Below are 23,010 nucleotides of genomic sequence, written 5' to 3' on the forward strand. Positions count from 1 at the left end.
TGTTTTTGGATTGATATTTTAAATTGAAATTCGCATGGATTGATCGCCTTGTTCTATAATAAAGTCTTTACTTTCTTTGGTTTCTTTCAGCTTTTTAAGATTTTCAGAATTCAATAAATCCTTGGCTTCAAAATCATTGATTTGTGTGACTTTGGCGCCAATTTTGACTTTCTTCAAATCTTCATTTTCCTGATTGATAATTCTTTTTACAATAAGATTTTGGTTTTCGTCAAAATCTAAAATAAGTCCGCCTAAATAGATAGAAGAAGCTTTTTTGAAACTTTTATTCGGTTCGAGATAAACGGTTTTATCCAATAAATTAATTGTAAAATTGAATCGTCTGATTAAGTCAATTCCGAGAGAACCATCGGCGAAAGCCCAGTTTTTATTAGCTTCGTCATATTCTTGCAAAGCAATTGTTACGTTTGGAAAATTGTTTCCATTTATGGCAACATTTGGAATGGCTCCTCCTACAATTTTGGTTTGTTTTCCTAGACTGTAATTCACAGACGTATACTCGGTTTTTAAGCTTGCCTCTAGATTATTTTTATGATTGAAAGGGCCATAAGCAATTAAATCATAACCCGCTCCAGTATCAAAAGTGAAACTGCCTTCGACTGTTTTCTTATCTTCAAAAGTCAGATTCATTTTTACTACCGGAAGTCCCGATTTATAATCAAAAACCAATGGCTTTGCTTTTCCCCAATACGTAAAATTTCCAAAATTGTACAAGTCAATCGTCATGGTATGAAAATTGACAGAAGTAATAAAATTGCGAAGCAGATTGGCTCCAAATAATCCGTCGTAAATCCCATGTTTCGGAAAAATAACCAAACCTTGATTCTTTAGAACCTGATCGCCAATATAAATCGTATTATCTGCCGAATACTGCACTTGCTGACTTCCACCAACTACAGACGCCGATTTACTTTTGGTAACCACAACTCCCGCTTTGTACGCGCTGTCTGGATTGAGCGCCATTCCGTCGGCGCCCGTATCAAAAAGCATTAAAAACTCGCGATCGGCTTTGTTAAGTTTTATTTTAATGGCGATTCCGTTTTCGATAATTTCAAATGGAATACTTGCTACTTCTTTTACTTGCGCGTGTCGATCCACTTTATACAAACCATCAAAAAAAGTCACGTATAGCATTTTATTTTCTGAATTGAAAACAATTTGAGACGGCTTTTTCTCCTTTCCATTAAAACAGAAATCTACCAAGACAAAAGTTTCATTTTTAATCGCCACAGATTTTCCAATCTGAATTGAGTCTAAAGCTTGAAATGCTTTAAAAATACCATTCAGATAAAATTCGTTTGAAGAAGCATCTCCAACGCCAACTGTAAATTGTGGCGCCAGAAGATCTTTCATTTCTTGATAACTTTTATTCTGAAAGGCTTTTTCGAAAGTTTTAATAGATTTCTGAATGTCGTTTTGAGCATAAATTGAGCTGCCAAAAATCAATATTAAAAGCAGGAATGTCTTTTTCATTTCGGTTTACTTTTGTGCCGTATTTGGTTTCACTACCACTTTTTCTACTCCGAAATCTTTCAATAGAATGCCTGAATATTTTGTAAATTCTTCTGGCGTATAAAGTTCTTTTGAATCATTTACTAATGCTGTAAATCCTTTCAAATCATTCTTTTTCTCAAACTCTTTTTTCTTGCGTTGCAGAATCGTAAATACATGATTTGTAACGCTCCATCTTCCATAATCTGTCGCTAATTTTTTACTCGCAAAAAGAAATGGATCGTCATATTGTTTTCCTACTCTTAATCCAGTAATGATTACAAAAGAAACCTCTTCAGAAGCATCCTTAGATTTCAAATACGTATCAATAACCTCAAAAGGTACATTTCTTTTTCCGTCTAGATAGGCTTGTCTGTAAAAATCTGGATACTCTTTTTCTTGAATTTCAGGACTGTACTTTTTGAAAATTCCTTTTTTGGCCGCTTCTTTCGCGTTCTGAAGCAAGGCAGTAAATTGCTCTACGTCATGAAAACCGCCTGCAATGTCAATTATTTTTCCATCAGAATTCATCAATAAAAAAGTTGGAAAACCAGTTACGCCATATTTCATGCATAATTTTTTCCCGATTTCTTCTTTTAAAATATCTGATTTGAAGGTCACAAAATCGGTATTTAAAACCGCCGCAACTTTTGGATCTGGAAATACTTCTTTGTCCATTTGTGCGCACGGCATGCAACCTGTGAAATACAAATCGACAAAAATTAATTTTTTCTCTGTTTGTGCTTGTTTTTTAGCTTGTTCCCAACTTTCTTGAGTGGATTGCGCTTGTGCTTTTAAGGCAATAGATGGACTGGCAAGCAGCAAAACTGCGCTTGCGATTTTAAAAAAACGTTTCATAAAATGTGGTTTTTAGAAACCGAATGAAGAATGAGATTTATACTTCATTCGGTTTTATTTTTAGATTTTTAACTTTCTATCATTATCGAACACGATAAGTAACATCGACAATTTTGCATAAGCCTGAATAACTGTTTTCCAAAATTAAATTTCCGTTTACAGGTGGTACGGTATACAATTCTAACTTTCCTGTTGTACTGTAAGAACCCACAATTAATTTGCCTAGAATCTCTTTTTTTCCTCTCTTGCTGAAACCTAGATAGGTAATTTCTTCATTGCCTTTATCTAACATTAATTTTGCAGATTGCGTTCCGCTGTCGTACTCATACACTTTGTTTCCGACTGTGTAAAATAAATATCCAGCATCTGGACTTACGGCAAATTTTGTAGCTTTATCTAAATCAGGCGCATTCAGCATCTCTTTATAATACGTTTGTACGGCACTTGTATTAAAACGAAGCAAAAAGAATTTACCTGTCGAAATATTCTTTAATACGGCAAAACTTTCGTTCAAATTAAAATTTGATGTAGTCATATAAACCAGCTCGCAGTTGGGATTATTCCAATCTAGTGTTGTTGGAGAAGCTGTTACCGGAGGCATAGCCGAACAAGTTCCTTTTGAAGTATTATAACGCAGAAAACGATGTTTTTCAGCATCAAAAAAGACAGGGGTTCCTACCGATGAACTTTCTGCGATAAAAGGAGCTGCATAGAAAGTTTTAGTTTCTAGATCTACTTTATTTTGGGGCAATCCATATCTAATTTGCTGTGCTCTATTATAATAATAAATATCACCATCTTTATACAGGAAATTTTCTGATCCAATAGGACATTTCATAAAATCTACTGCAAAATTGGTTGGAAAACTTCCTCCAACGGTTTCATATGCAATATTCATGGTCTGATTCCATTCAAAAGAATCGGGTTCTAATCTTGCTGTTCCAGATTCTGATGCTGTTACATAGATTCCATAAATGATACTTCCTGGCAAAGGCCCGCTAAAAGTTTCTACATCTACAGCTTTTCCCTTTAATTTCAATGCAGATCCAGCAACATCTAACACATCATTTATAATACGCGGCTGCGGAATTCCTGGAATTACAGAAACCATATCTAGTCGAGCTTTTCCGTCTACATCTCCCACAACCAGCCATCCTTCATAAATAGACGAAACTACATTTAAGGTAATAATGGGCTGCTGCCAGTTGACTCCCGTTACTTTATCCTTGATAAAATAATAAAGACTATATTTTGCCGGCGGTAATTTTAAAATCCCATCCAAATTTTTTGTAGTCGCAATAGTTGTCCTTGCTTCGTCAACCAGTTTTAAAGGATTTACCGCAACCCATTTATATTCATATCGGTCAGGATCTTTGCCATCATCTAAAGTTGGATTTAATTCGGGTGCTATCTTAAAATAATCTCCCGTATAAACCGTATATTCTTCTTGTATTCCTGTTACATTAAATTCATTGATCTTCTCATAATTGTAATTTCCTTCATCGCTTACACATCCGTATGCTAAGAAGAGAAGTGCTATTATGGCTGTCTGTATTTTTATATTTTTAAACATCACTTTATATTTTTAAATTAAAGAATGGTTTTAAGGAAATAACATTTCTTTTCCGTCTTCCTCATAAATAGTATTGCCATTGGCTTTCTGATCGGCCAGATAACGTTTCATAAAACTTGCATAATACAAGACTTCAGGTATTGAAAGTCCTGGCGCAGTTGTAGGCAGGTTAAACATTTCTGGTTCCAGATTCATCAGATCACACATTAAAAAGAATTTTTTAGCGGTAAATACTCCAAATATTCCTGGTTGCCAACTTATTGGCTGTGTAAGCTTGTCTGTAAAAGTCAACTTAAAACGCGTATAGTGAATTTTTTTCTGTGTCAAAACATTTGTTATCCTGTCTTTCATATTGACAGTAAAAAAATCGTTTTCTTCCAAATTCAAAACTAATGTTACGGACTTATCTTTTAAATCTAAAGTTCTGTTAACTCTTACAGGAATAGAATCTATTTCTCTACCAGCGTGCAACACAATATTTTCGGGCAAAGAAAAATGTGTGCCTAAAACTGCGGTACTTGAAGGATCTACAGAAACTTTAATTTGACGGTCAACATCACTTACGGCTCCTTGAACTTGTACTGGAATTCTATAAATTCTTCCGGTAATAGAAGCTTCATCAAAACTAAAACTGAATCCTGTACTGTCTATAAGCGGTGCATTGTTGTATGCTGGAAATACAGCAAGCGGAAAATAAATGTTATTGGTAGCTTTATAAGTTTCAATTTCTTCTTTATCGCAAGATGTTAAGCCAAACAGAGAAAAAAGAAGAATACTTAAAATCAATATTTTTTTCATGATTACTTTTTTTAGTTTTGAAAATTAACTTCCGATTCTGGTAATGGCACTACATATTTAACTGCATTCATGGTAACATTCCCTGAAGCAGCAGAACCATTTGGAATTGCAGTCGAATTGATTCTTTTGTAGTAGAAAAACAATTGCCCTTCGCCTATAAATTCTTTTCTGTACTCTTTTGTAATTTCTGTAGCCAATACTGCAGTCGCGGCTAAATTGGTCAAACCTCTATTAAATCGCAGTGTGTTTAAAAAAGCTATACCATCGGCTGGCACGGGCGCCGTTTCTGCTGCAATAAGATACAGTTCTGATAATTTCAACATTGGAATCTGAAGACGGAAAAGTTTCGTTTTGTCTGTTACATCTTCATATTTAAAAAATGTCTTCTGGGTTTTTCCTCCCGTAATTGGAATTTTCCAGCTTGGCAAGCTTCTATAATCGTTATCATTAGACTCAAAAACAGCATTTATTCTGCTCAGCATTGGCGCATAAATATTAAACTCGTCTAAACTAGAATCAAAAAGTGCTTTTTGCTTGGTATACAAAGTATAATCACTAAGCGCAAAGAAATTTTCAGTAGAAAAAATACGATCTGGATTAGAAGTGTTTGTCGCTTCTAAAAATGGAGTCCAATAAATAAAAGACTGTGTTTTTACAAAATTTATAATTTCAGTTGCCAGAGCAAAAGCTCCCGTTTTATCTCCAGCGTATAAAAGAACTCTCGCTTTCAAACATTTTACCGCCAGTATATTCATTCTTTGTCCGCGGTTTACGGAATAATACGGATTGCCATCAAACGCTGTCGATCCCGTGATTTTTCCTGTAGTCAGTATCGGATCATTTGCTAAAAGAGCTATTGCTGCATCTAAATCGACAGTAATTTTTGCAATAACATCTTGAGCGGGCAAAATCGGGTTATTTACAGTTACGGCAGCATCGTAATAAGGTATTGATGGATTTGCTGGCGCTACTTTGTAAATTGGCCCGTACATTCTTAACATGTCAAAATGTATCATTGCACGAATGGCGATTGCTTCTCCTTTTAAAATAGCTGTTTTTTCGGCTGAAATAACTTCAGGATGTTCCTCAATACTCTCTAAAAACTTATTTGCAGACAAAACAGTTGTAAAAGCACTTTGCCAAATTCCAGCAAAAGTATTTTTAGAAAGCGTTTCTTCATACGAATACGTCGATATTTTGTTTTTAACATGCGATCCAGACATATTATACTGCTGCCCTAAAATTTCCACTGCATCCATAGTCAGCTGTCTGCCGTAAAGATTATTTACAGCTAGCTGAAGATAAAGTCCGTTATGTACATTTTGCACACCCGCTTCAGAGCTATATGCCTGATCTTCTAAAATTTTATCTTGTGGCACAACATCCAAAAAATCACTGCAGCTTACTACAACAAAAGAAGCAAGCAAAAGGAATGTAATTTTATATAAATACTTGTTCATAATCTCTTTATTAAAATGATAAATTAAGACTCAAAGAATATATTCTTGAGAAAGGATAATCAATACCACGTTCTGCTTTTATGGTTGAAACACGGAAGAATTCGTTTGCAAAAACATTAAATCCTAAAGCAGTTAATCCGTTTCTTTTTAACCAAGCTCTATCTGTTAATCTGTAGCCTAAGCGAATAGATTCTCCAGAGATGTAATCATCTTTTTGGATAAAACGGGATGAGATTGGAGTATTATTGGTTAGTCCGATCGCTTTAAATTGTGCCATCTGTCCAGGAGTTGTCCAACGGTCTGTAAAAGCTCTCACATCTTGATTATCAAAAATATTATCTCTTGATATATTTTCTACTTTGTTGTACAAGGCAGAGTTAAATCTTTCTGCACCAAAACTATAGCGCACAAACAATCCAAAACTAAAACCTTTGTAGTTTAAGTTTGTAGAAACTACTCCTGTAGCGGTTTCTCTAGAATTCCCCATTACTACTTCATCTTTTTTATCCAAAATAAAAGTAGTCTGACCATCTTTCTTTAAGAAAATTTCTCTTCCGGTTGCTGGGTCAATTCCTAATGAAGGTACAGCCCAAAGGTCATTGCTGCTTGCTCCATCATAATATCTCGTTAAACTGGTTGTTTTTTGTGCCTCAGAATTTAAAGAAGCCAATGCATTACCAAAACCTCCAAGTTCATTATCTCCTGTCGTTCCCATTAAACCTATTCCCCAAACAAAATTTCTGCTCAAATCATAGATAAAATTGTAGTTCATTTTTAACTCTAATCCTTGAGTAGTTAAATACCCAACATTTAAAGGATAACCGTTAAGTCCTGTTGAAGCTGCAAGATCGATCGCTACAATCTGTGGAGACGTTTTACGTTTGTAAGCTCCTAGAGTCATCGTAAATCTGTTTCTAAACATAGCCAGATCTAATCCTAAAGACAAATCTTTGGTTCTTTGTGCCTCTAAATTGGGGTTTGCAATTTGAGAGACTCCTAATCCAGGACCAAAAACGTTTGTATTTGGGTTATAAGCATATACATCATAAGAAGTAAAACCCACTAAGTTTTGATTTCCAGTCTGACCGATATTGGCACGAATTTTAAAAATATTGACAATATCTTCATTCATTTTAAACTCATTGTTTAAGTTCCACCCAAAACCAATTCCCCAATAAGGTGAATATTTTTTGTTTGTTCCGAAGTTTGTCGCTCCAGAAATGGTCTGAGTAAAATCGAATAAAAATCTGCGGTCGTAAGCGTAGTTAATCTGGTTAGTCAAATCAACACTTCTTATCAATTCTGTATAAACTTCTGGCTTCCCATTTGGCTCATATCCAAAAGCAAATGTTGGATTTCCACCAACACCAAGAGGAAATCCTCTTAAAGATGTTTTATAAGAATTGTTTTTTGTCTCTAAAGCCGAAGCTCTAATTGTATAATTAAAAGAATGAACGTTCTTAAAAACATTTGAGTACGTTGCACCAAGATTTGCATTCCATTTATCGGTAATGGCATCATACCTGTTATACGTTCCTTTTTCTGTCGCAATGTTATTTACAAAACGAGTATCGTCTGGAGAAACAAAAACGACATTGTAGTTATCCAATCTTGAAACAGATAGAGCTCCAGTTGCCTTGATATGCGAGTTTACATCATAATTAATAGCGAAGTTATTCGTAAAATTAAAGTCTTTTCCTTTGTCATAACTTCCTAAAAAGACATTGTAAAGCGGATTTGCCGGATGGTTTACAATGGTTTGTAAACTAGTTAAAGGCAATGACGAACCATCCATATAACGTGTTATCACTCCATTTTCGTTATACTTTGGATAATACGGACTTGCTTTTGCCCAAGTTTCAAATGAACCGTATGGAGATTCCTGATTCGTTCCTCCTGAAACAAAAAACTGGTTGTTAAGACTTAACTTGTTTTTTCTGTAAGTCAAAGTCGTATTATAACCCCAAGTATCGTGCTCAGAGCCTTTCATTGTTCCTGTCAGCGTTTTGTAATTTCCAGCAATGTTAAATCTAAACTCATCAGAGCCTCCGCCAAAATTCAAACTGTGTCCAGAAGTAATTCCCATCTGGATCGGTTCGTTTAACCAATACGTATCTACACCGCTGCGTACTGCAGCCAGACGTCTGTTATATTCTTTATCCCAAGTTAATGGAGTAGATTCGGCAGTTCCATCCTTAACAATGAATGCGCCTGAAAGTCTTTCAAATTCTAATTTTTGTGCTGCATTCATTAAATGATAAACACTTAAGTCTGCTAATTCATAAGAAGAATTATACACATAATTAAACTGCAGTTTTCCAGGAAGAGGTTTATTGGTTTCAATAACCACAACTCCATTTGCAGATCGCGAACCGTATAATGCTGTAGATGCCGCATCTTTTAATAAAGTGATGCTCGCAATTCTATTAATATCCAAATCGACAACTTGCTGTAAAGTAGTTGGAAATCCGTCCAGAATAAACAAAGGCTGATTTGGATCATCTCTAAACTGACTGTCAACCTGATTGGCCGTTAAACTTGTCTGTCCTCTCACCTCGATTGTTGGCAGAATATTAGGGTTTGAACCTGCAATATTATTATTGACCACAATAAAAGACGGATCTAATGACTTTAAAGCCTGTACCGCATTTTGAGTAGAAATCTGTCTTAGTTCCTCACCTCTAAAAACAGTAACTGCACCAGTAATTAATTCTTTCTTACGAACCGTAACCCCTGTATTTACTACAACTCCAACAAGTTCTTTAGTTTCTTGTGCTAGTGTAATATTGATTACTTTTCTTTTGTTTATCTCCACTACCTGCGCTTTGTGACCGATATAGGTAAACAAAATTTGCCCATCTTCTGGTGCACTAATTGTATATTTTCCATCAAAATCAGTTTGCACAGCAACATTTGTACCTCTTACTTTAATGTTAACTCCTGGCAGTGGCTCTTTGGCTTCATTGGTAACTGTTCCTTTAATTTCGATTATTTTAGATTGAACGACAACTTTCTCTGCTTTTCTTTCTTTTACAATAATCGTATTTCCAGCAGAAAAACTAAAATCAAAATCTTTATCAGAGAAACTGGCTTCTAATAAATCATTGACCTTAATTTTTCCTTTTTTTAAATGTACTTTAGGCAATTTTTTAAATAAATCTTCCTGATAAATAAAAGTATAATTGGTCTGTTTTATAATGATGTCAAAAACTTCGTCAACAGATACTGTTTTATCAGCTGTAATTACAACTTTCGTGTTTTGTGAAAATAGATTTACGGGAGAAAAACCAAAAATTGTAGTACAAAACAAGAAGATAAAAGTTCTCATAATGTTAATAATTAGCCGCTTTCTAAAATAGAAATAGGCACTGGTTAATTTAAATTTCATAAATTTACATGTTAATTGGTTGGTTGGTTAATAAAACGGACTTACTGGTTGATACACAGAAAGGGATAAAGCGCAGTACGGTGAGAGGTCTAAACTTTAATCCCTTTTCTTTTTTATTTGATTATAATTTTATTGTCTTTTTTCTCATAGGCATTAATAAAATTAATATTCTTGATCGTGGTTAATATGTCTTCCAATTTCTGATTCTTATTTAAAACCCCATTAAACTTGACATTGCCAAGCGCTGGATCTGCAAAGACAATATCAACATCGTACCATCTTGACAATACTCTCGCAATATCTTTTAGAGGCATTCCTTTAAACACGAACAAACCTTTTCTCCAAGAAATTTCATTATAGACATCAACTTCAGAAACATTAATATTTCCGTTATATTCTGTTATTTTAGATTGCTGGTTTGGAGTCAGAATTTGTTTTTTACTAGTATTGCTAACTGCTACAACTCCTTTGACCAAAGTGGTATAAATAGCAGATTCGTCTCTATAAGCTTTAATATTAAATTCGGTTCCAATTACTTCTACATTCTGATTTTCAGTTTTTACTTTAAATCTCGAACCTTTATGTTTGGTACTTGGCGATACTTCAAAATAAGCTTCGCCATAAACTAGTTCTACTTGTCTGGTTTCTCCATCAACAAAAGCGACAGGATATTTTAATTGTGATTCCGAATTCAGCCATACTTTGGTACTATCTGCCAACTGCACGAAAAACTGCCCGCCTCTCGGAATCGTTAAAAGATTATTCGCAATTGCTGCAGATTTTCCGTTTGAATTGTAAACTAACTTTTCTCCGTTACTAGAAGCATTTCCTTTTGTATATGATTTTCCTTTTTCTAAGGCAATTACAGAACCATCTTCCAGAGTCAGAGTTGCTTTGTCGCTTCCTATTAGGATTTCTTTGTGCGCCACTTGCGGAGTCTCAATCTTAAGCGGATTTGTTTTGCTTACTATTAATGAAATTGAAATCAGCAATAACAATGACGCCGCCATTGCAGTCAGTTTAAAAGCTGTTTTGGTGTAGAATGGCTGAATTGGTATTACTTTAAATTCTTCAGATTGAATGGCATTTTGAAGACGGTTTCTCATTCTAAATTCTAATTCTTCTTTAGACCCCAAAGCTTCGTCCCAATCTTTATCTGTCTGGAAACTTTCATAATAATTCAATAATTTATTATTCTCCTCGAGATTAGTATCACCGGAAAGATATCTATTTAGTAACAGTAAGAAATCCTCTTTTTTCATTTTTTATTGTATTATTTCGGGAGTATATAGAGTAAGTAACCTAAAAGGCATATACCCCCTAGTCCCAATTGCATTTTTATTGATTTTTTTTGAAAAAGAATTAAAAAAGAAGAAAAACCACACATCGACAGTCCAAACACTCCATTTATTTTTTTGCTAAAAGATATTTTTTGTGAGCCATAAAATCATGGCCATACTCATACTTTCGCCCATAGAAGATCGAATCGTATGCAACGCTTTTGTAATATGATTTTCGACTGTTTTTGTAGAAATGTTGAGTCGTTCGGCAATTTCTTTATGAGTTAGCTGTTCTTCTCTGCTCAACTTATAAACAGCTTGACATTTTTCAGGGAGTCCTGCAATGATTACATTAAGCTGCTGCACCAATTCGTCGTGCATTAATTGTGTTTCTGGGGTTGTAGATAAAAAACGCTTTTCTACATCATCAAAAAGTTCGACATGAACTTTGTCTTTATTTTTTCTCAAATGATTAAAAACCTGATATCTCGCGCAGGCATACATATACCCTTTAAGTGAAATATGAATTTCGATTTTTTCGCGGTTGTGCCAGATATTCATGAAAATATCTTGAATAATATCTTCGCACAATTCTTTGTCTTTAATCACATTGTAAGCCGATATAAAAAGTGCCTGCCAAAATTTATTATACAATTCTGTCAATGCCAATTCATCGCCGCCACGAAGGCGATCGATTAAAATTTGATCCTGATTTAAGATGGTATTGGGCAATGATAGGCTGTTTATGGAGATTGAATAATTCGCAACAAACTTAATAAATTCCGTTAATAATCCTAATTTGTTCTCATCAACGCATCTTTATTTTTGCAAGAAAACATAATTTTATAAATAAAAAAACTTTATAAATTTTTCAATTCTACCCATAAAACCTTCATGTTTTTTAAGTTTAAGTAAGATTCAGGATTAAAATAAAATGAATATTTTAAAATAATAGATTTAAAACGCTGTTGCGTTAATATTGTATTTTTATTAAATTTCAAAAAAATACCGTAGCCAATTTCTTTAAATATAAAATTGAGTCTTTTCAGGCTATCTTTTTTAACTCAAAATTTCTAAAATAAAAAAGAAATATAAAATTAGACACGGATAAAACAGATTCGCTATAGCGAAGACACGGATAAAAACTAATTTTTAAAAATCTCTGTTAATCTGCGCTTTCGCAATAGCGAATCTGTTTCTGCATTCAAATTTAGTTTCCTTAAGAAACAATTCTTTCTAATTAATAATAAATATTCAGGATAATATTCGACTTCGAATTATCGATAATTTTTTCAAGTCTTTTAAAAAACACTTCACTAACCATGGGACAGCCTTGGCTAAGGGCAATATAATGATCCTGTTCTCCTTCTGGAACTGCCGAATATGAATGCAATACAATCATTCTTTTAACGGCATTATTATTCGTTTGGTCTAGCCCTTTTAAAACATAAGCTTTTCCAAACATTCCTCTATACGATTTTCCTATTGCGTAACATCCAAGCGAAGTGCATTTAGAATTCGGTTCGTTGCTAAATTTCAATTCTCCTTTTACACCCGTTTCAGAACCTGCGCCATTTGCTACTAATCCTTCATCAATTACTTTGTCGTTTTCAAGATCATAAACAAAGAATCTATTTTTACCCGATTTAATTCTCATATCAATAAAAAATGCGATTTTAGAATTATAAACTCCAGAAGCGCTCATTTTTTTGACATTTTCAATCTGTTGATTAAAACGTTCTATATCAGAATCCTCTATCGTATTTTCTGCATTTGGTTTTGGGTTGCCAAAAACACACGCTGTTATTAGGATTATTATACTTACTATTTTCATAAACCCATCATTTTTAAAACATTAAAAATCAATTATTTGACGATGCAAAATTAAAATGAGAGTTCCGAAAAAATGTTTCCTAAAAGTCTAAAAAACAACAAAATAAGGTATTTCTTTTAGCATAAATATTATTATTATTCCGTCAAAAAAAGTTAATTTTGGACTACTGAATAAACTTAATTTAGCAACAACAAACAGTCCAGATGCTTCGACCTTGGCCATTACAAATTCATTTAGATAAAAAATCAGATAAAGCGATTTACCTGCAGATTGCAGATGCTGTAATTGAGGCTATCAAAACAGGAAAACTGGTCAACGGAAATGCATTGCCCGGTAGCAGACAATTGGCTGAATTACTGAAAGTAAATCGAAATACTGTTGTAGAAGCTTTAGATGTTTTAACTGCTGAAGGCTGGCTGGTAACCATTGACCGAAAAGGAACTTTTGTAACAGAATCGTTGCCAAAAATCAGTCATTCGTCAGAAAATGAAAAAGAGCAAAAAGTTGAAGTTGAAGATCCTAAAAATTTTTTAGTTTTTGACGACGGACTTCCTGATAGCCGATTGGCACCAATGAATGATTTGGCTAGAGCGTATCGCGAATTATTTAGCCGAAAATCACGTTGGCAGATTATGGGTTACAGCAGCGAGTTGGGAAATTTAGAATTCAGAAAATCAATTGCTCAAATGCTCAATTTTAAACGCGGCATGAGTATTTCGCACGATCAAATCTGTATTACCCGCGGAAGTCAAATGGCGATGTATCTTGCCTCTCATTGTATTTTAAAATCAGGCGATTTTGTTTTGGTTGAAAATCCTGGGTACAAACCCGCTTGGGAAGCTTTTGAAAATGCAGGTGCAACTCTACTTCCTGTAAATATAGAATCGGATGGATTGGATATCGATCAAGTCGAAAAATATGTACAGCATAAAAATATAAAGGCCATTTATGTTACACCCCATCATCAATTTCCAACTACTGTTACCTTGTCTCTAAAAAAGAGATTAAAATTGATCGAACTTTCCAATCAATATCATTTTACGATTATTGAAGACGATTACGATAACGAATTTCATTTCGGACTAAGACCAATACTTCCTATTTCGAGTTATTCGGGTCTGAAAAACTATATTTATATTGGCACTTTCAGCAAAATTGTTGCTCCTGCGCTTCGTATTGGATATTTAGTCAGTTCACATGAGAACGTTTTAAAGATTGGAAATCATAGAAAAATCATCGATGTCCAAGGTGACAATATTATGGAAGAAGCAATTTTAAGCCTTATTAATGAAGGCAAAATAAAGCGCCACCTTAAAAAGGCTAATTTGGTTTATAAAAGCAAACGAGATTTCTTCGAAAGCTTGTTAAATCAATATCTTCAAAATAAAATTACGTTCATCAAACCCGAAGGCGGACTTGCGTTTTGGATTGTTCCAAAAGAAGATTGTAATGTTTTAGAAATATTTGAAAAGCTAAAATCGCAAGGCATTCAAATCATGAGCCCAAACCGATTTAGTTTTGATGAAACCATTAAAGGTTTTCGTCTGGGTTATGCTTCTCTTTCTGAAAAACAAATGGAAGAAGGAATTATAGCGCTTTCTAAATTGTTATAAAAAGCCTTTCAACTTCGCTCAGGGTGACATAAATCGCTGTCTGGCTGAGCGGAGTCGAAGACTTTCTAGTCATCAGTTTCTTTTAAAAACTAATTACAGTTTTCCATTTCAATAATAGAAAAACCATTTTCTCGAATCTGATTTTCTACTTCAATCGGCGCTTTATCAATATGGCAAAAACGACATTCTTTAGAAGACAAAGTCTGTCCTTCTTGCGCAACACTTTTCAGGTACTTTTTTCCATATTCGTATACTTGCTCTGCATCGTTAACATTTTCGTCTACCAAAATATCAAAGTGCATAATTTTTCCGTCTTTGCGGGTTACATAGGTATCCCAAACTGCTATTTTCATTTCCTAAGTTTCTAAGTTACTAAGCCGCTAAGGGACTAAGTTTTATTGTTTTATGATGCAAATTTACATTGGATTTAAAAGTTGAAAATCATCCAGTTTTTTCATTTTTTGAGATGTACTGGTCCAGTAGAATTTTGTGGTTTCCATTTAATTTTGCAATATGAAAAACGATATTATTTTTAATTTAATTAAAGTGCATCAGCGTATTGAAAATGCTTGCAAGATTGCTGGAAGAAATCCTGAAGATGTTCAGCTTTTATTGGCAACCAAAACTGTTCCTGCCGAAAAAATACGAATTGCGATAGAAGCTGGCGAAACTTTAATGGGCGAAAACAAAATGCAGGAATTGCGAGATAAAAATGATGTTTTGAAAAACTTACCTATTGAAAGGCATTTTATTGGACATCTCCAAACGAACAAAATAAAAGATGTATTGAAATATGTTACTTGCATTCAATCTTTGGATAGAATCAATTTGGCTGATGAATTGCACAAGCAGCTTCAGAACCAAAACAGAAAATTGGATGTTTTTGTTCAAGTCAATACTTCCTACGAAGAAAGCAAATTCGGATTGGCACCAGAAGACGTTTTATCTTTCATTAAAAAGATAAAAACGTACGAAACCTTGAATATTAAAGGTTTAATGAGCATTGGGCTTTTGGATGTTGAAAAAGAAAAAATGATTCCGTCGTTACGACTTCTAAGAACCATACGAGATGAGATTTATTCAGAAAGGATCGAAGGCTTACAAGACTTAAAACTTTCTATGGGAATGTCTCAAGATTTGGAACTTGCCATTGCAGAAGGTTCTAATATGGTAAGAATTGGCACGTCAATTTTTGGAAACCGTTTTTTAGGAAAAGAAATCTGGAACGAAAACATTGCAGAATAAAACTTAATTTTGCAGCAAATTAAAAGTAGATGAACCTGAATGATCTTACCGTAATTGATACTGAAAAAATTGCTTTAGACGATTTATTTTTTAGTGATGAAAATAAAGCCGCTTTGCTTCAGATTATCAAAGAACATCAATATATCGAAGAATTAAAAAAATACAATCTTAAAGTCGATAATAAAATTTTACTGCACGGTAGTTCTGGCTGCGGTAAAACGACAACCGCAAAAGCGATTGCCCATACTTTAAACAAAAAGATTATCATAGTCAACCTCAGCACTGTTGTCGATTCTAGGATAGGCGAAACTTCTAAAAACTTAAAAGCTATTTTTGATAAAGCTATTCGCGAAAGAGCCGTTTTATTCTTGGATGAATTTGACCAAATTGGAAAAAGCCGCGACAGCGACGACAAAGATGTGGGCGAAATGAGACGTTTGGTCAACACAATTATTCAGCTTTTTGATTATTTCCCTTCAGATAGTTTATTGATCTGCGCAACCAATCATTACGAAATAATAGATAGCGCTTTACTGCGAAGATTTCAACTTCGCTTGAAATATGAAATGCCTTCAGAAAAACAGTTGGATATTTATTACGATAAGATTTTAGGCACGTTTCCAGAACATTTTCAAAACATAGACAGAAAATATTCTGTTTCTTATGCCGAAGCTCTGGATTATACCAATACCACAATGAAAAGGCAGATTATTGCTGCCTTGGATTCTAAACAAAACGCATAAAAATTCTCGTTTTTTATATGTTCCATAGGAACATTTCATTTTATTTTTTTTACCGACGAAACGTTCCTACGGAACGTATAACCGCAATCTAAATTTTAATTCTACTACCAACCAGACGTTCCTACGGAACGTATAATTGCTGAGGGAATTTCAATTTTAGCATTCCTGAGGAATGAAAATGCTATTAATAAAAAAACCCGCTGACACTACAGCGGGTTTTCATTGGGCGGAGTTTTATATAATAGAATGAATAGTGTACTAAATTTATAGTCCTCTTGTCAACCAGCCTTTTTTGTTGGCTGTTGCAATGGCATAAGGCGCAATCCAGAATAAACTGAAAGTGTAAAAAACACTGTAAGAATAGGCCCAGAAAGATTCTGAAAGCGTGTATCTTTTTGCGTAAAACAACATTGAAAAACTTGAAAATATTAAGATTGCCATTAATGTTGAACTTAAAAATAACACGGGGTGAACCGCGATAAAGTAAAACATAAACAATAGAAATGGATACGTCATTGCAATTTTAAAAAACTGATTTAAAAACAGCATTCTTGGTCCAAATTTTGAATCTTTTCTAAAATCTTTGAAAACAAATTTTGCCATCATAAGATTTTCACGAACGTTACTTCTCGCCCATCTAATGAACATTTTGTATAATCCTTTGTATTCTTCTGGAACATTGGTTAATACCACTGCATTTCTTTGAAATTTCACTTCAAAACCTTGTTTTAAAATCATATTGGTAAGAGCGCGATCTTCTCCAATATCTGATGGCTGCCCCATAAAAGTTTGGTTGATCCATTCTGGAAGACAGTTGAAAACGGCATCTCTTTTGTACGCTGCCAAAGCACCTGGTGTACATAATACAGAACCTAATTCACTTTCTGCAGAACGTTGGAATTCGAAACTCATTACGAAACTTACATTAAGCATTTTTGGTAAAATTGCTTTTTTGTTGTTCAAAACCTGAACGTTTCCTGCAACGGCACCACATTTTTTGTTTACTACAAATGGGCTAACTAGGTTTCTTAGAGTATCTTTTTTTACAATAGAATCACTATCTACAGTTACAAAAATTTCTCCTGTTCCTAATTTAAATCCTCTGTATAACGCTTGGCGTTTTCCTTGGTTTTTAGGCTGCTGAAAAATCGTTACACGATCTCCTAATTTTGCTTTTGCTTCTTGCATCCAATACCAAGTATCATCTTTACTTCCATCGTCAATAGCCAAAAGCTGTAGTTTTTCTGCTGGATAATCGCTTTCTGCAAGGCTCAATAAAGTATCCCAAACTAGTTTTCCTTCATTGTATGCAGGAACGATAATCGTACAAGTTGGCAATAAATCGTCTGAAACCGACGGAATTGCTTTGTATCTTAAGTACAAATAAGAGCTATACAAGAAAACTCCTGTTTGGTAGAAAAACAATATTGTTGTGATTATTAAAAATGGCAATCCCCAAGTCGAAGCAATTCTTTCAAAATGAAATTGTTCGAAATCATCTTGCAATTGAATTACCATAAAGACACCTGCAATTAATAATAAGAAGGTTGCAATAAGAACCGCTAATCCGAAAGGACTTGTTGGTCTTTCTACATGTACTTTTTGTGATTTTTCGTTGGTTCTAAAAAAAGAACCGTTTAATGTTTTTTCGCTGATAGCTGAACTGCTGTTCGCATAAAATTGTTCTGAGATAATTGTTTCGCTTTTCATGCTTATACTCCTTTTTTAATTTCCTTAATTGGGCTTTTAGCAAAATCTTCTTCCTTTCAAAAACGGATACATTAGAAATTTTGACATTAACACAATTTGCAAGCGGCATGCCAATACGGTTTTAAACTGGTATAGAGCCGTTTAGAAAAATAAGATCAAAAAAGAGTGTGTAATTATTTTACACTTTTTGGATACGGGTATACACTAAAAAGATGATTTTTTAAATGAAAGAAGCGAGATTCCAGAAGGGTTTACAGTATTTTCTGTTCTATTTGGTAAAGAAATAAGAATCTCAAAAAGCGTGTCTTAAAAACATAAAATAACAAGAATGAATAAAACGTAATTACTAAACTAAAATTGCATAAAAGAAAGAAAACAATCTAATTTTACGTTTATTTACGTCTTTTAAAAAACATTCTTCATAAAAAAACAAGAAGTTTTACTGAAAAAAGTTAAATTTATCCTAGTAAAATTCAAACACTAAATTTTAAGGAGACTAAAAAATGACCAAAGAGCATTATTATCTTTTATTGGCTGATGATGACGAAGATGACTGCCTTTTCTTTAAAGAAGCTCTCGACGAAATAACAATTAGCACAACTCTATCAGTGGTACACGACGGCGTGCAATTGATGAATTATTTAAAAACTAATAGTACCAATCTTCCTGATGTCCTTTTTTTAGACTTAAACATGCCACTAAAAAATGGTTTGGAATGTCTGGCTGAAATAAAAGACAACGAAAACTTAAAAAATCTGCCGATTATTATATTTTCTACTTCGCTAGACAGCGAAATCGTTGATAAATTATATCTAAAAGGCGCTTCATTTTATATTCGAAAGCCTGGAGAATTTTCTAAACTCAAAAATGTAATAGAAAAAGCCCTAACCATTGCACCCGAAAATAGTTTCAAACAGCCCGAAAGAGCTAATTTCATTTTGCAACCTTAATCCTCTCTGAAAATGAACCGCAAACAAAAGGAACATTATTTTCTTTCCGAAGGTGGAGAAATGGGAGAATTAATTCGTTCCGCAGATTGGAGTAAAACCCCTTTGGGTAATCCTGAAAAGTGGCCTCAAAGTTTAAAAACAATGACTGCAATGATGCTGGGCAATCCGTTTGGAATGTACATTGCATGGGGAAAAAATTATACTCAAATCTATAATGATGCTTTTCGTCCTATTTTGGGCGCTTCTAAACATCCAGAAGCTTTAGGCGGAAGTTCTAAAGATACATTTGCAGAAATCTGGGATACCATAGGGCCTTTATTTACCGATGTCATGAAAGGACATGCAGTAAGTTTCCCTGATTTCAAAGTGCCACTTAATAGAAATGGCTATACAGAAGATTGCTTTTTTGATTTTTCGTACAGTCCCATAAAAATAGAAGATGGATCTGTTGGAGGCATTTTGGTTACTGTTATTGAAACCACAGAAAAGAAAATCGTTGCAGACGCTTTGCATGAAAGTAATGCACGATTCATCAATAATATTATGCAAGCTCCGGTGGCAATGTCCATTTTTAGAGGTGAAAATCATATCGTTGAAATCGCTAACGACCAAATGCTGAGGCTTTGGGATGCAAAAGCAGAAAACATTATTAATAAACCTATTTTTGAAGTTCTTCCCGAATTAAAAAAACAAGGCCTTGATGAAATTCTGCAAAACGTTTTTATCTCTGGGAAAAAAGTCATCACAGAAGAACTTTTTATTCCTTTAAATCGAAACGGTCAAACCGAAAATACTTATATCAATTTTGTTTACGAAGCTTTACGCGAAAAAGACGGAAGTATTTCTGGCGTTGCAGCAATTGCTACAGAAGTTACCGCTCAAGTTTTGGCTCGTGCTAAAGTGGAAGAAAGCGAACAAAAAATAAGACAACTGGTTGAAAACGCCCCTTTCCCGATTGGTGTTTATGTCGGAAAAGAAATGCGTATTGAACTCGCAAATGAATCTATTATAAAAATCTGGGGAAAAGGCCCAGATGTAATTGGAAAAACCTACAGAGAAATTCTCCCCGAACTACAAAACCAGTCGGTATTTGAACAAGTTGAGTCGGTTTTTGAAACTGGACAATCTTTTCATTCGAGAAATTCTCGTATTGATCTTATGATCGATAATAAATTGCAATCTTTTTATTTCAATTACAGCTTTACGCCTTTATATGATCTGACTGGTAAAATTTACGGTGTAATGAATACCGCTGTAGAAATTACAGACTTGTACTTGGCAAAACAAAAAATTGAAGAAAGCGACAAACGTTTCCGTAATACCGTAAAACAAGCTCCTGTTGGCATCACAATTCTTCGAGGCCCAGAATATATTGTGGAAATGGCCAATGAAGCTTATCTTAAACTTGTAGCTCGAGAAGAGGAATCTTTTGTCGGAAGACCATTGTATGATTCTCTTCCAGAAGTAAAAGAAACCGTTAGCGATTTATTAGACAATGTATTAAAAACTGGAATTCCGTTTCACGGCATTGAAGTTCCTGTTCCTTTAAACCGATACGGAAAAATCGAAACTGCTTATTTTGATTTTCTTTATCATCCCTTAAAAGAAGAAAACGGAACAATCTCGGGAATCTTGGTTACGGTTACCGAAGTAAGCGAAAAAGTGGAAGCCAGAAAAAAAATCGAACTTAACGAAGATCGTCTTAAAATTGTTGTAGAAGCCAGCGAATTGGGAACTTGGGAATTGAATGTTAAAACCAGAATACCTACTTATTCCAAAAGATATCTGCAAATTCTTGGGGGCTATACCGAAGATGTAATGCTTTCTCACGAAGAGTTGTTGGAGCATCTTCACCCCGATGATTTACATATTCGAAATAAAGGCTTTAAAGAAGCTCTAAGTTCTGGATTTTTAAATTATGAGGTTCGTGTTATCTGGAAGGATCAATCTATACATTGGATTGAAGGAAAAGGAAAAGTTTTTTATGATGAAAACCATCAGCCTCAAAAATTAATTGGAACTATTCGGGACATTACCGAAGAAAAAAAATACCAGCAAAAAATAGAAGAAAGCGAAAAGAAACTACGCAATCTTATTATGCAATCGCCTGTTCCAAAAGCTATTTTGCGTGGAGATGATTTTGTAATCGAAATGGCCAATTTTGTTTTACTGCATAATATTTGGAAAAGAGAAGCATCTGAAGTTGAAGGAAAAAAAATACTCGAATTATTTCCCGAACTCAACAAACAAAAATATGCCAAGTTATTAAGTAAAGTTTACGAATCTGGCGAAGTGTATTCAGAATCTGAATCTTTACTTTTTATTGCTAGTGAAAATGGCGGCAATTCATTTTATGTTGATTTTGAATTTGCCCCGCTGCGCGAAAGTGACAATTCGATTTCTGGAATTAGAATGACATTAATTGACGTTTCTGAAAAAGTCGAAGCCCGAAAAAAAATAGAAGAAAGCGAGAAGAGATTCCGTTCGCTTACCGAAAGTATTCCGCAGCTAATCTGGGAAACCGACGCAGAAGGAAATGCACTTTTTACCTCAGGAAAATGGTTTGAATATACTGGAATAGAGCCTGGAGCCGAAGGTTCTTGGCAGAAAATGATTCATCCTGATGATTTTGACGAAAATGTAAAAATCTGGCAGCATGCTCTTGCAACCGGAGAAATGTATCGCTGCGATGTACGTATGCATAGAAAAGATGGTTCGTACAGATGGCATACCGTTATTGGAGAACCTGTTTTGGGTCCTGATAATAAAATTTTAAAATGGGTTGGTGCATTTACCGACATTCATACCGAAAAAGCTTTTACTCACGAACTCGAACAGCAGGTTACTGCTCGTACCAAAGAACTCATACAGATCAACGAATCACTCCAAAAAAGTGAAGAACGTTATCATTTAATGGTCGAAGAAATTCAGGAATATGCTATTTTGTACCTCAACCGTGAAGGTATTATTGAGAATTGGAACGCTGGTGCCGAAAAAATAAAAGGCTATAAAACAGAAGAAATTGTCGGCAAATATTTGTCAATTTTTTATACCGAAGAAGATCAAAAAAATAATCTGCCTCAAAAACTTTTGCAAATTGCAAGAGAAAAAGGAAAAGTGATTCATGAAGGATGGCGCGTACGTAAAAACGGCAGCTTATTTTGGGCAAGTGTAGTGATAACGGCTGTTCATAATAAAAAAGGCGATGTTATTGGTTTTTCTAAAGTGACGCACGATTTAAATGAAAGAAAAAAAGCCGATGATAAATTAAAAATGAATGCACTCGAGCTAGAGCAGAAAAACAATGAATTGGAAGAAATGAACAAAGAGCTTCAGTCCTTTGCTTATATCTCCAGTCATGATTTGCAGGAACCGCTTCGAAAAATACAGACTTTTGCTTCGCAGATTATCGAAAAAGAATCGGAAAATTTATCTGAAAACGGAAAAGATAAATTTAAACGAATGCAGAATGCCGCACAGCGAATGCAGACTTTGATTAATGATTTATTGGCTTATTCTAGAACAAATAGCCAAGAACGAATTTTTGTAAAGACAGATCTTAGCCAAATTATTAAGGAGGTTAAAGAAGATTTAACGGAAGAATTAGAACAGAAAAGTGCCGTAATTGAAATTGGAGAAACTTCTGAAGTTGATGTTATTCCGTTTCAATTCAAGCAATTACTATATAATTTAATCAGTAATTCATTGAAATTCTCAAATCCTGAAATTCCGATTTTAATTAAAATTACAAGCACAATTGCTTTTGGTCAAGATTTAGAAGAAGAAAAACTGATTCCGGCCAAAAAATATTGCCACATTAAAGTTTCAGATAACGGAATTGGTTTTGAAGCGCAATACAACAAAAAAATATTCGAAGTCTTTCAGCGTCTTCATGGCAGAGATCGTTATAACGGCACAGGAATCGGACTTGCTATTGTAAAAAAAATTGTAGAAAACCACAACGGAATTATAACCGCTTCTGGCATTCACAACGAAGGAGCTTCTTTTGATATTTATATTCCCGTCAATTAATTTTACTCCATAAAAAA

General features: G+C 34.2%; 16 protein-coding genes. 5 read left to right on the forward strand and 11 right to left on the reverse strand.

What is annotated here, in order from left to right:
* Nucleotides 1-18: 18 nt before the first annotated feature.
* The 9 genes from AC3Y25_RS06255 to AC3Y25_RS06295 form a co-directional block, all read right to left on the reverse strand.
* A complete protein-coding gene (locus AC3Y25_RS06255) occupies nt 19-1,491 on the reverse strand; it encodes a retropepsin-like aspartic protease (protein WP_489902133.1) in 1,473 nt (490 codons plus the stop codon).
* Between the two features lie 6 nt (nt 1,492-1,497).
* Nucleotides 1,498-2,367: a thioredoxin family protein gene (locus tag AC3Y25_RS06260; RefSeq protein WP_489902134.1), complete on the reverse strand. Its 870-nt coding sequence runs from the start codon at nt 2,365-2,367 to the stop codon at nt 1,498-1,500.
* A gap of 82 nt (nt 2,368-2,449) precedes the next feature.
* Complete coding sequence (locus tag AC3Y25_RS06265) at nt 2,450-3,940, reverse strand: PKD-like family lipoprotein (RefSeq protein WP_489902135.1); 1,491 nt, start codon at nt 3,938-3,940, stop codon at nt 2,450-2,452.
* Between the two features lie 30 nt (nt 3,941-3,970).
* Nucleotides 3,971-4,738: a DUF4843 domain-containing protein gene (locus AC3Y25_RS06270; RefSeq protein ID WP_489902136.1), complete on the reverse strand. Its 768-nt coding sequence runs from the start codon at nt 4,736-4,738 to the stop codon at nt 3,971-3,973.
* Between the two features lie 11 nt (nt 4,739-4,749).
* On the reverse strand, nt 4,750-6,198 hold the full coding sequence (locus tag AC3Y25_RS06275) for a RagB/SusD family nutrient uptake outer membrane protein (RefSeq protein ID WP_489902137.1): 1,449 nt from the start codon (nt 6,196-6,198) through the stop codon (nt 4,750-4,752).
* 10 nt (nt 6,199-6,208) lie between these two features.
* Entirely contained in the window at nt 6,209-9,526 is a 3,318-nt protein-coding gene (locus AC3Y25_RS06280) for a SusC/RagA family TonB-linked outer membrane protein (protein ID WP_489902138.1), read from the reverse strand.
* 173 nt (nt 9,527-9,699) lie between these two features.
* Nucleotides 9,700-10,848 (reverse strand): FecR family protein, encoded by a 1,149-nt coding sequence (locus tag AC3Y25_RS06285; protein WP_489902139.1) that lies wholly within the window; start codon nt 10,846-10,848, stop codon nt 9,700-9,702.
* Nucleotides 10,849-11,004: 156 nt separating this feature from the next.
* Nucleotides 11,005-11,598 (reverse strand): RNA polymerase sigma factor, encoded by a 594-nt coding sequence (locus AC3Y25_RS06290; RefSeq protein ID WP_489902140.1) that lies wholly within the window; start codon nt 11,596-11,598, stop codon nt 11,005-11,007.
* Nucleotides 11,599-12,106: 508 nt separating this feature from the next.
* Nucleotides 12,107-12,700: a murein L,D-transpeptidase catalytic domain-containing protein gene (locus AC3Y25_RS06295; RefSeq protein WP_489902141.1), complete on the reverse strand. Its 594-nt coding sequence runs from the start codon at nt 12,698-12,700 to the stop codon at nt 12,107-12,109.
* Nucleotides 12,701-12,903: 203 nt separating this feature from the next.
* Between AC3Y25_RS06295 and pdxR the strand changes: the two genes are divergently transcribed.
* The gene (pdxR, locus tag AC3Y25_RS06300) at nt 12,904-14,313 is read left to right on the forward strand and encodes a MocR-like pyridoxine biosynthesis transcription factor PdxR (RefSeq protein ID WP_489902142.1); all 1,410 of its coding nucleotides are present in this window, start codon (nt 12,904-12,906) and stop codon (nt 14,311-14,313) included.
* An 89-nt stretch (nt 14,314-14,402) separates the two neighbouring features.
* Here pdxR and AC3Y25_RS06305 read toward each other — a convergent pair whose 3' ends face one another.
* On the reverse strand, nt 14,403-14,666 hold the full coding sequence (locus AC3Y25_RS06305) for a DUF2024 family protein (protein WP_095929017.1): 264 nt from the start codon (nt 14,664-14,666) through the stop codon (nt 14,403-14,405).
* A gap of 160 nt (nt 14,667-14,826) precedes the next feature.
* On the opposite strand from AC3Y25_RS06305, the gene AC3Y25_RS06310 reads away from it, so the two are divergent.
* Together AC3Y25_RS06310 and AC3Y25_RS06315 are read left to right on the forward strand one after the other, a co-directional pair.
* Entirely contained in the window at nt 14,827-15,558 is a 732-nt protein-coding gene (locus tag AC3Y25_RS06310) for a YggS family pyridoxal phosphate-dependent enzyme (protein WP_427874821.1), read from the forward strand.
* A gap of 29 nt (nt 15,559-15,587) precedes the next feature.
* On the forward strand, nt 15,588-16,301 hold the full coding sequence (locus AC3Y25_RS06315) for an AAA family ATPase (protein ID WP_427874822.1): 714 nt from the start codon (nt 15,588-15,590) through the stop codon (nt 16,299-16,301).
* A gap of 264 nt (nt 16,302-16,565) precedes the next feature.
* Here AC3Y25_RS06315 and AC3Y25_RS06320 read toward each other — a convergent pair whose 3' ends face one another.
* Nucleotides 16,566-18,011 carry a glycosyltransferase family 2 protein gene (locus AC3Y25_RS06320; protein ID WP_250836990.1) on the reverse strand — a complete coding sequence of 482 codons (1,446 nt, stop codon included), beginning with the start codon at nt 18,009-18,011 and terminating at the stop codon, nt 16,566-16,568.
* Between the two features lie 503 nt (nt 18,012-18,514).
* Between AC3Y25_RS06320 and AC3Y25_RS06325 the strand changes: the two genes are divergently transcribed.
* Together AC3Y25_RS06325 and AC3Y25_RS06330 are read left to right on the forward strand one after the other, a co-directional pair.
* Nucleotides 18,515-18,961 (forward strand): response regulator, encoded by a 447-nt coding sequence (locus tag AC3Y25_RS06325; RefSeq protein ID WP_379796668.1) that lies wholly within the window; start codon nt 18,515-18,517, stop codon nt 18,959-18,961.
* Between the two features lie 12 nt (nt 18,962-18,973).
* Nucleotides 18,974-22,993, forward strand: coding sequence for a PAS domain S-box protein (locus tag AC3Y25_RS06330; protein ID WP_489902143.1), 4,020 nt, complete (start codon nt 18,974-18,976; stop codon nt 22,991-22,993).
* Nucleotides 22,994-23,010: the final 17 nt, after the last annotated feature.

The organism is Flavobacterium sp. LK-23, assembly GCF_058135255.1.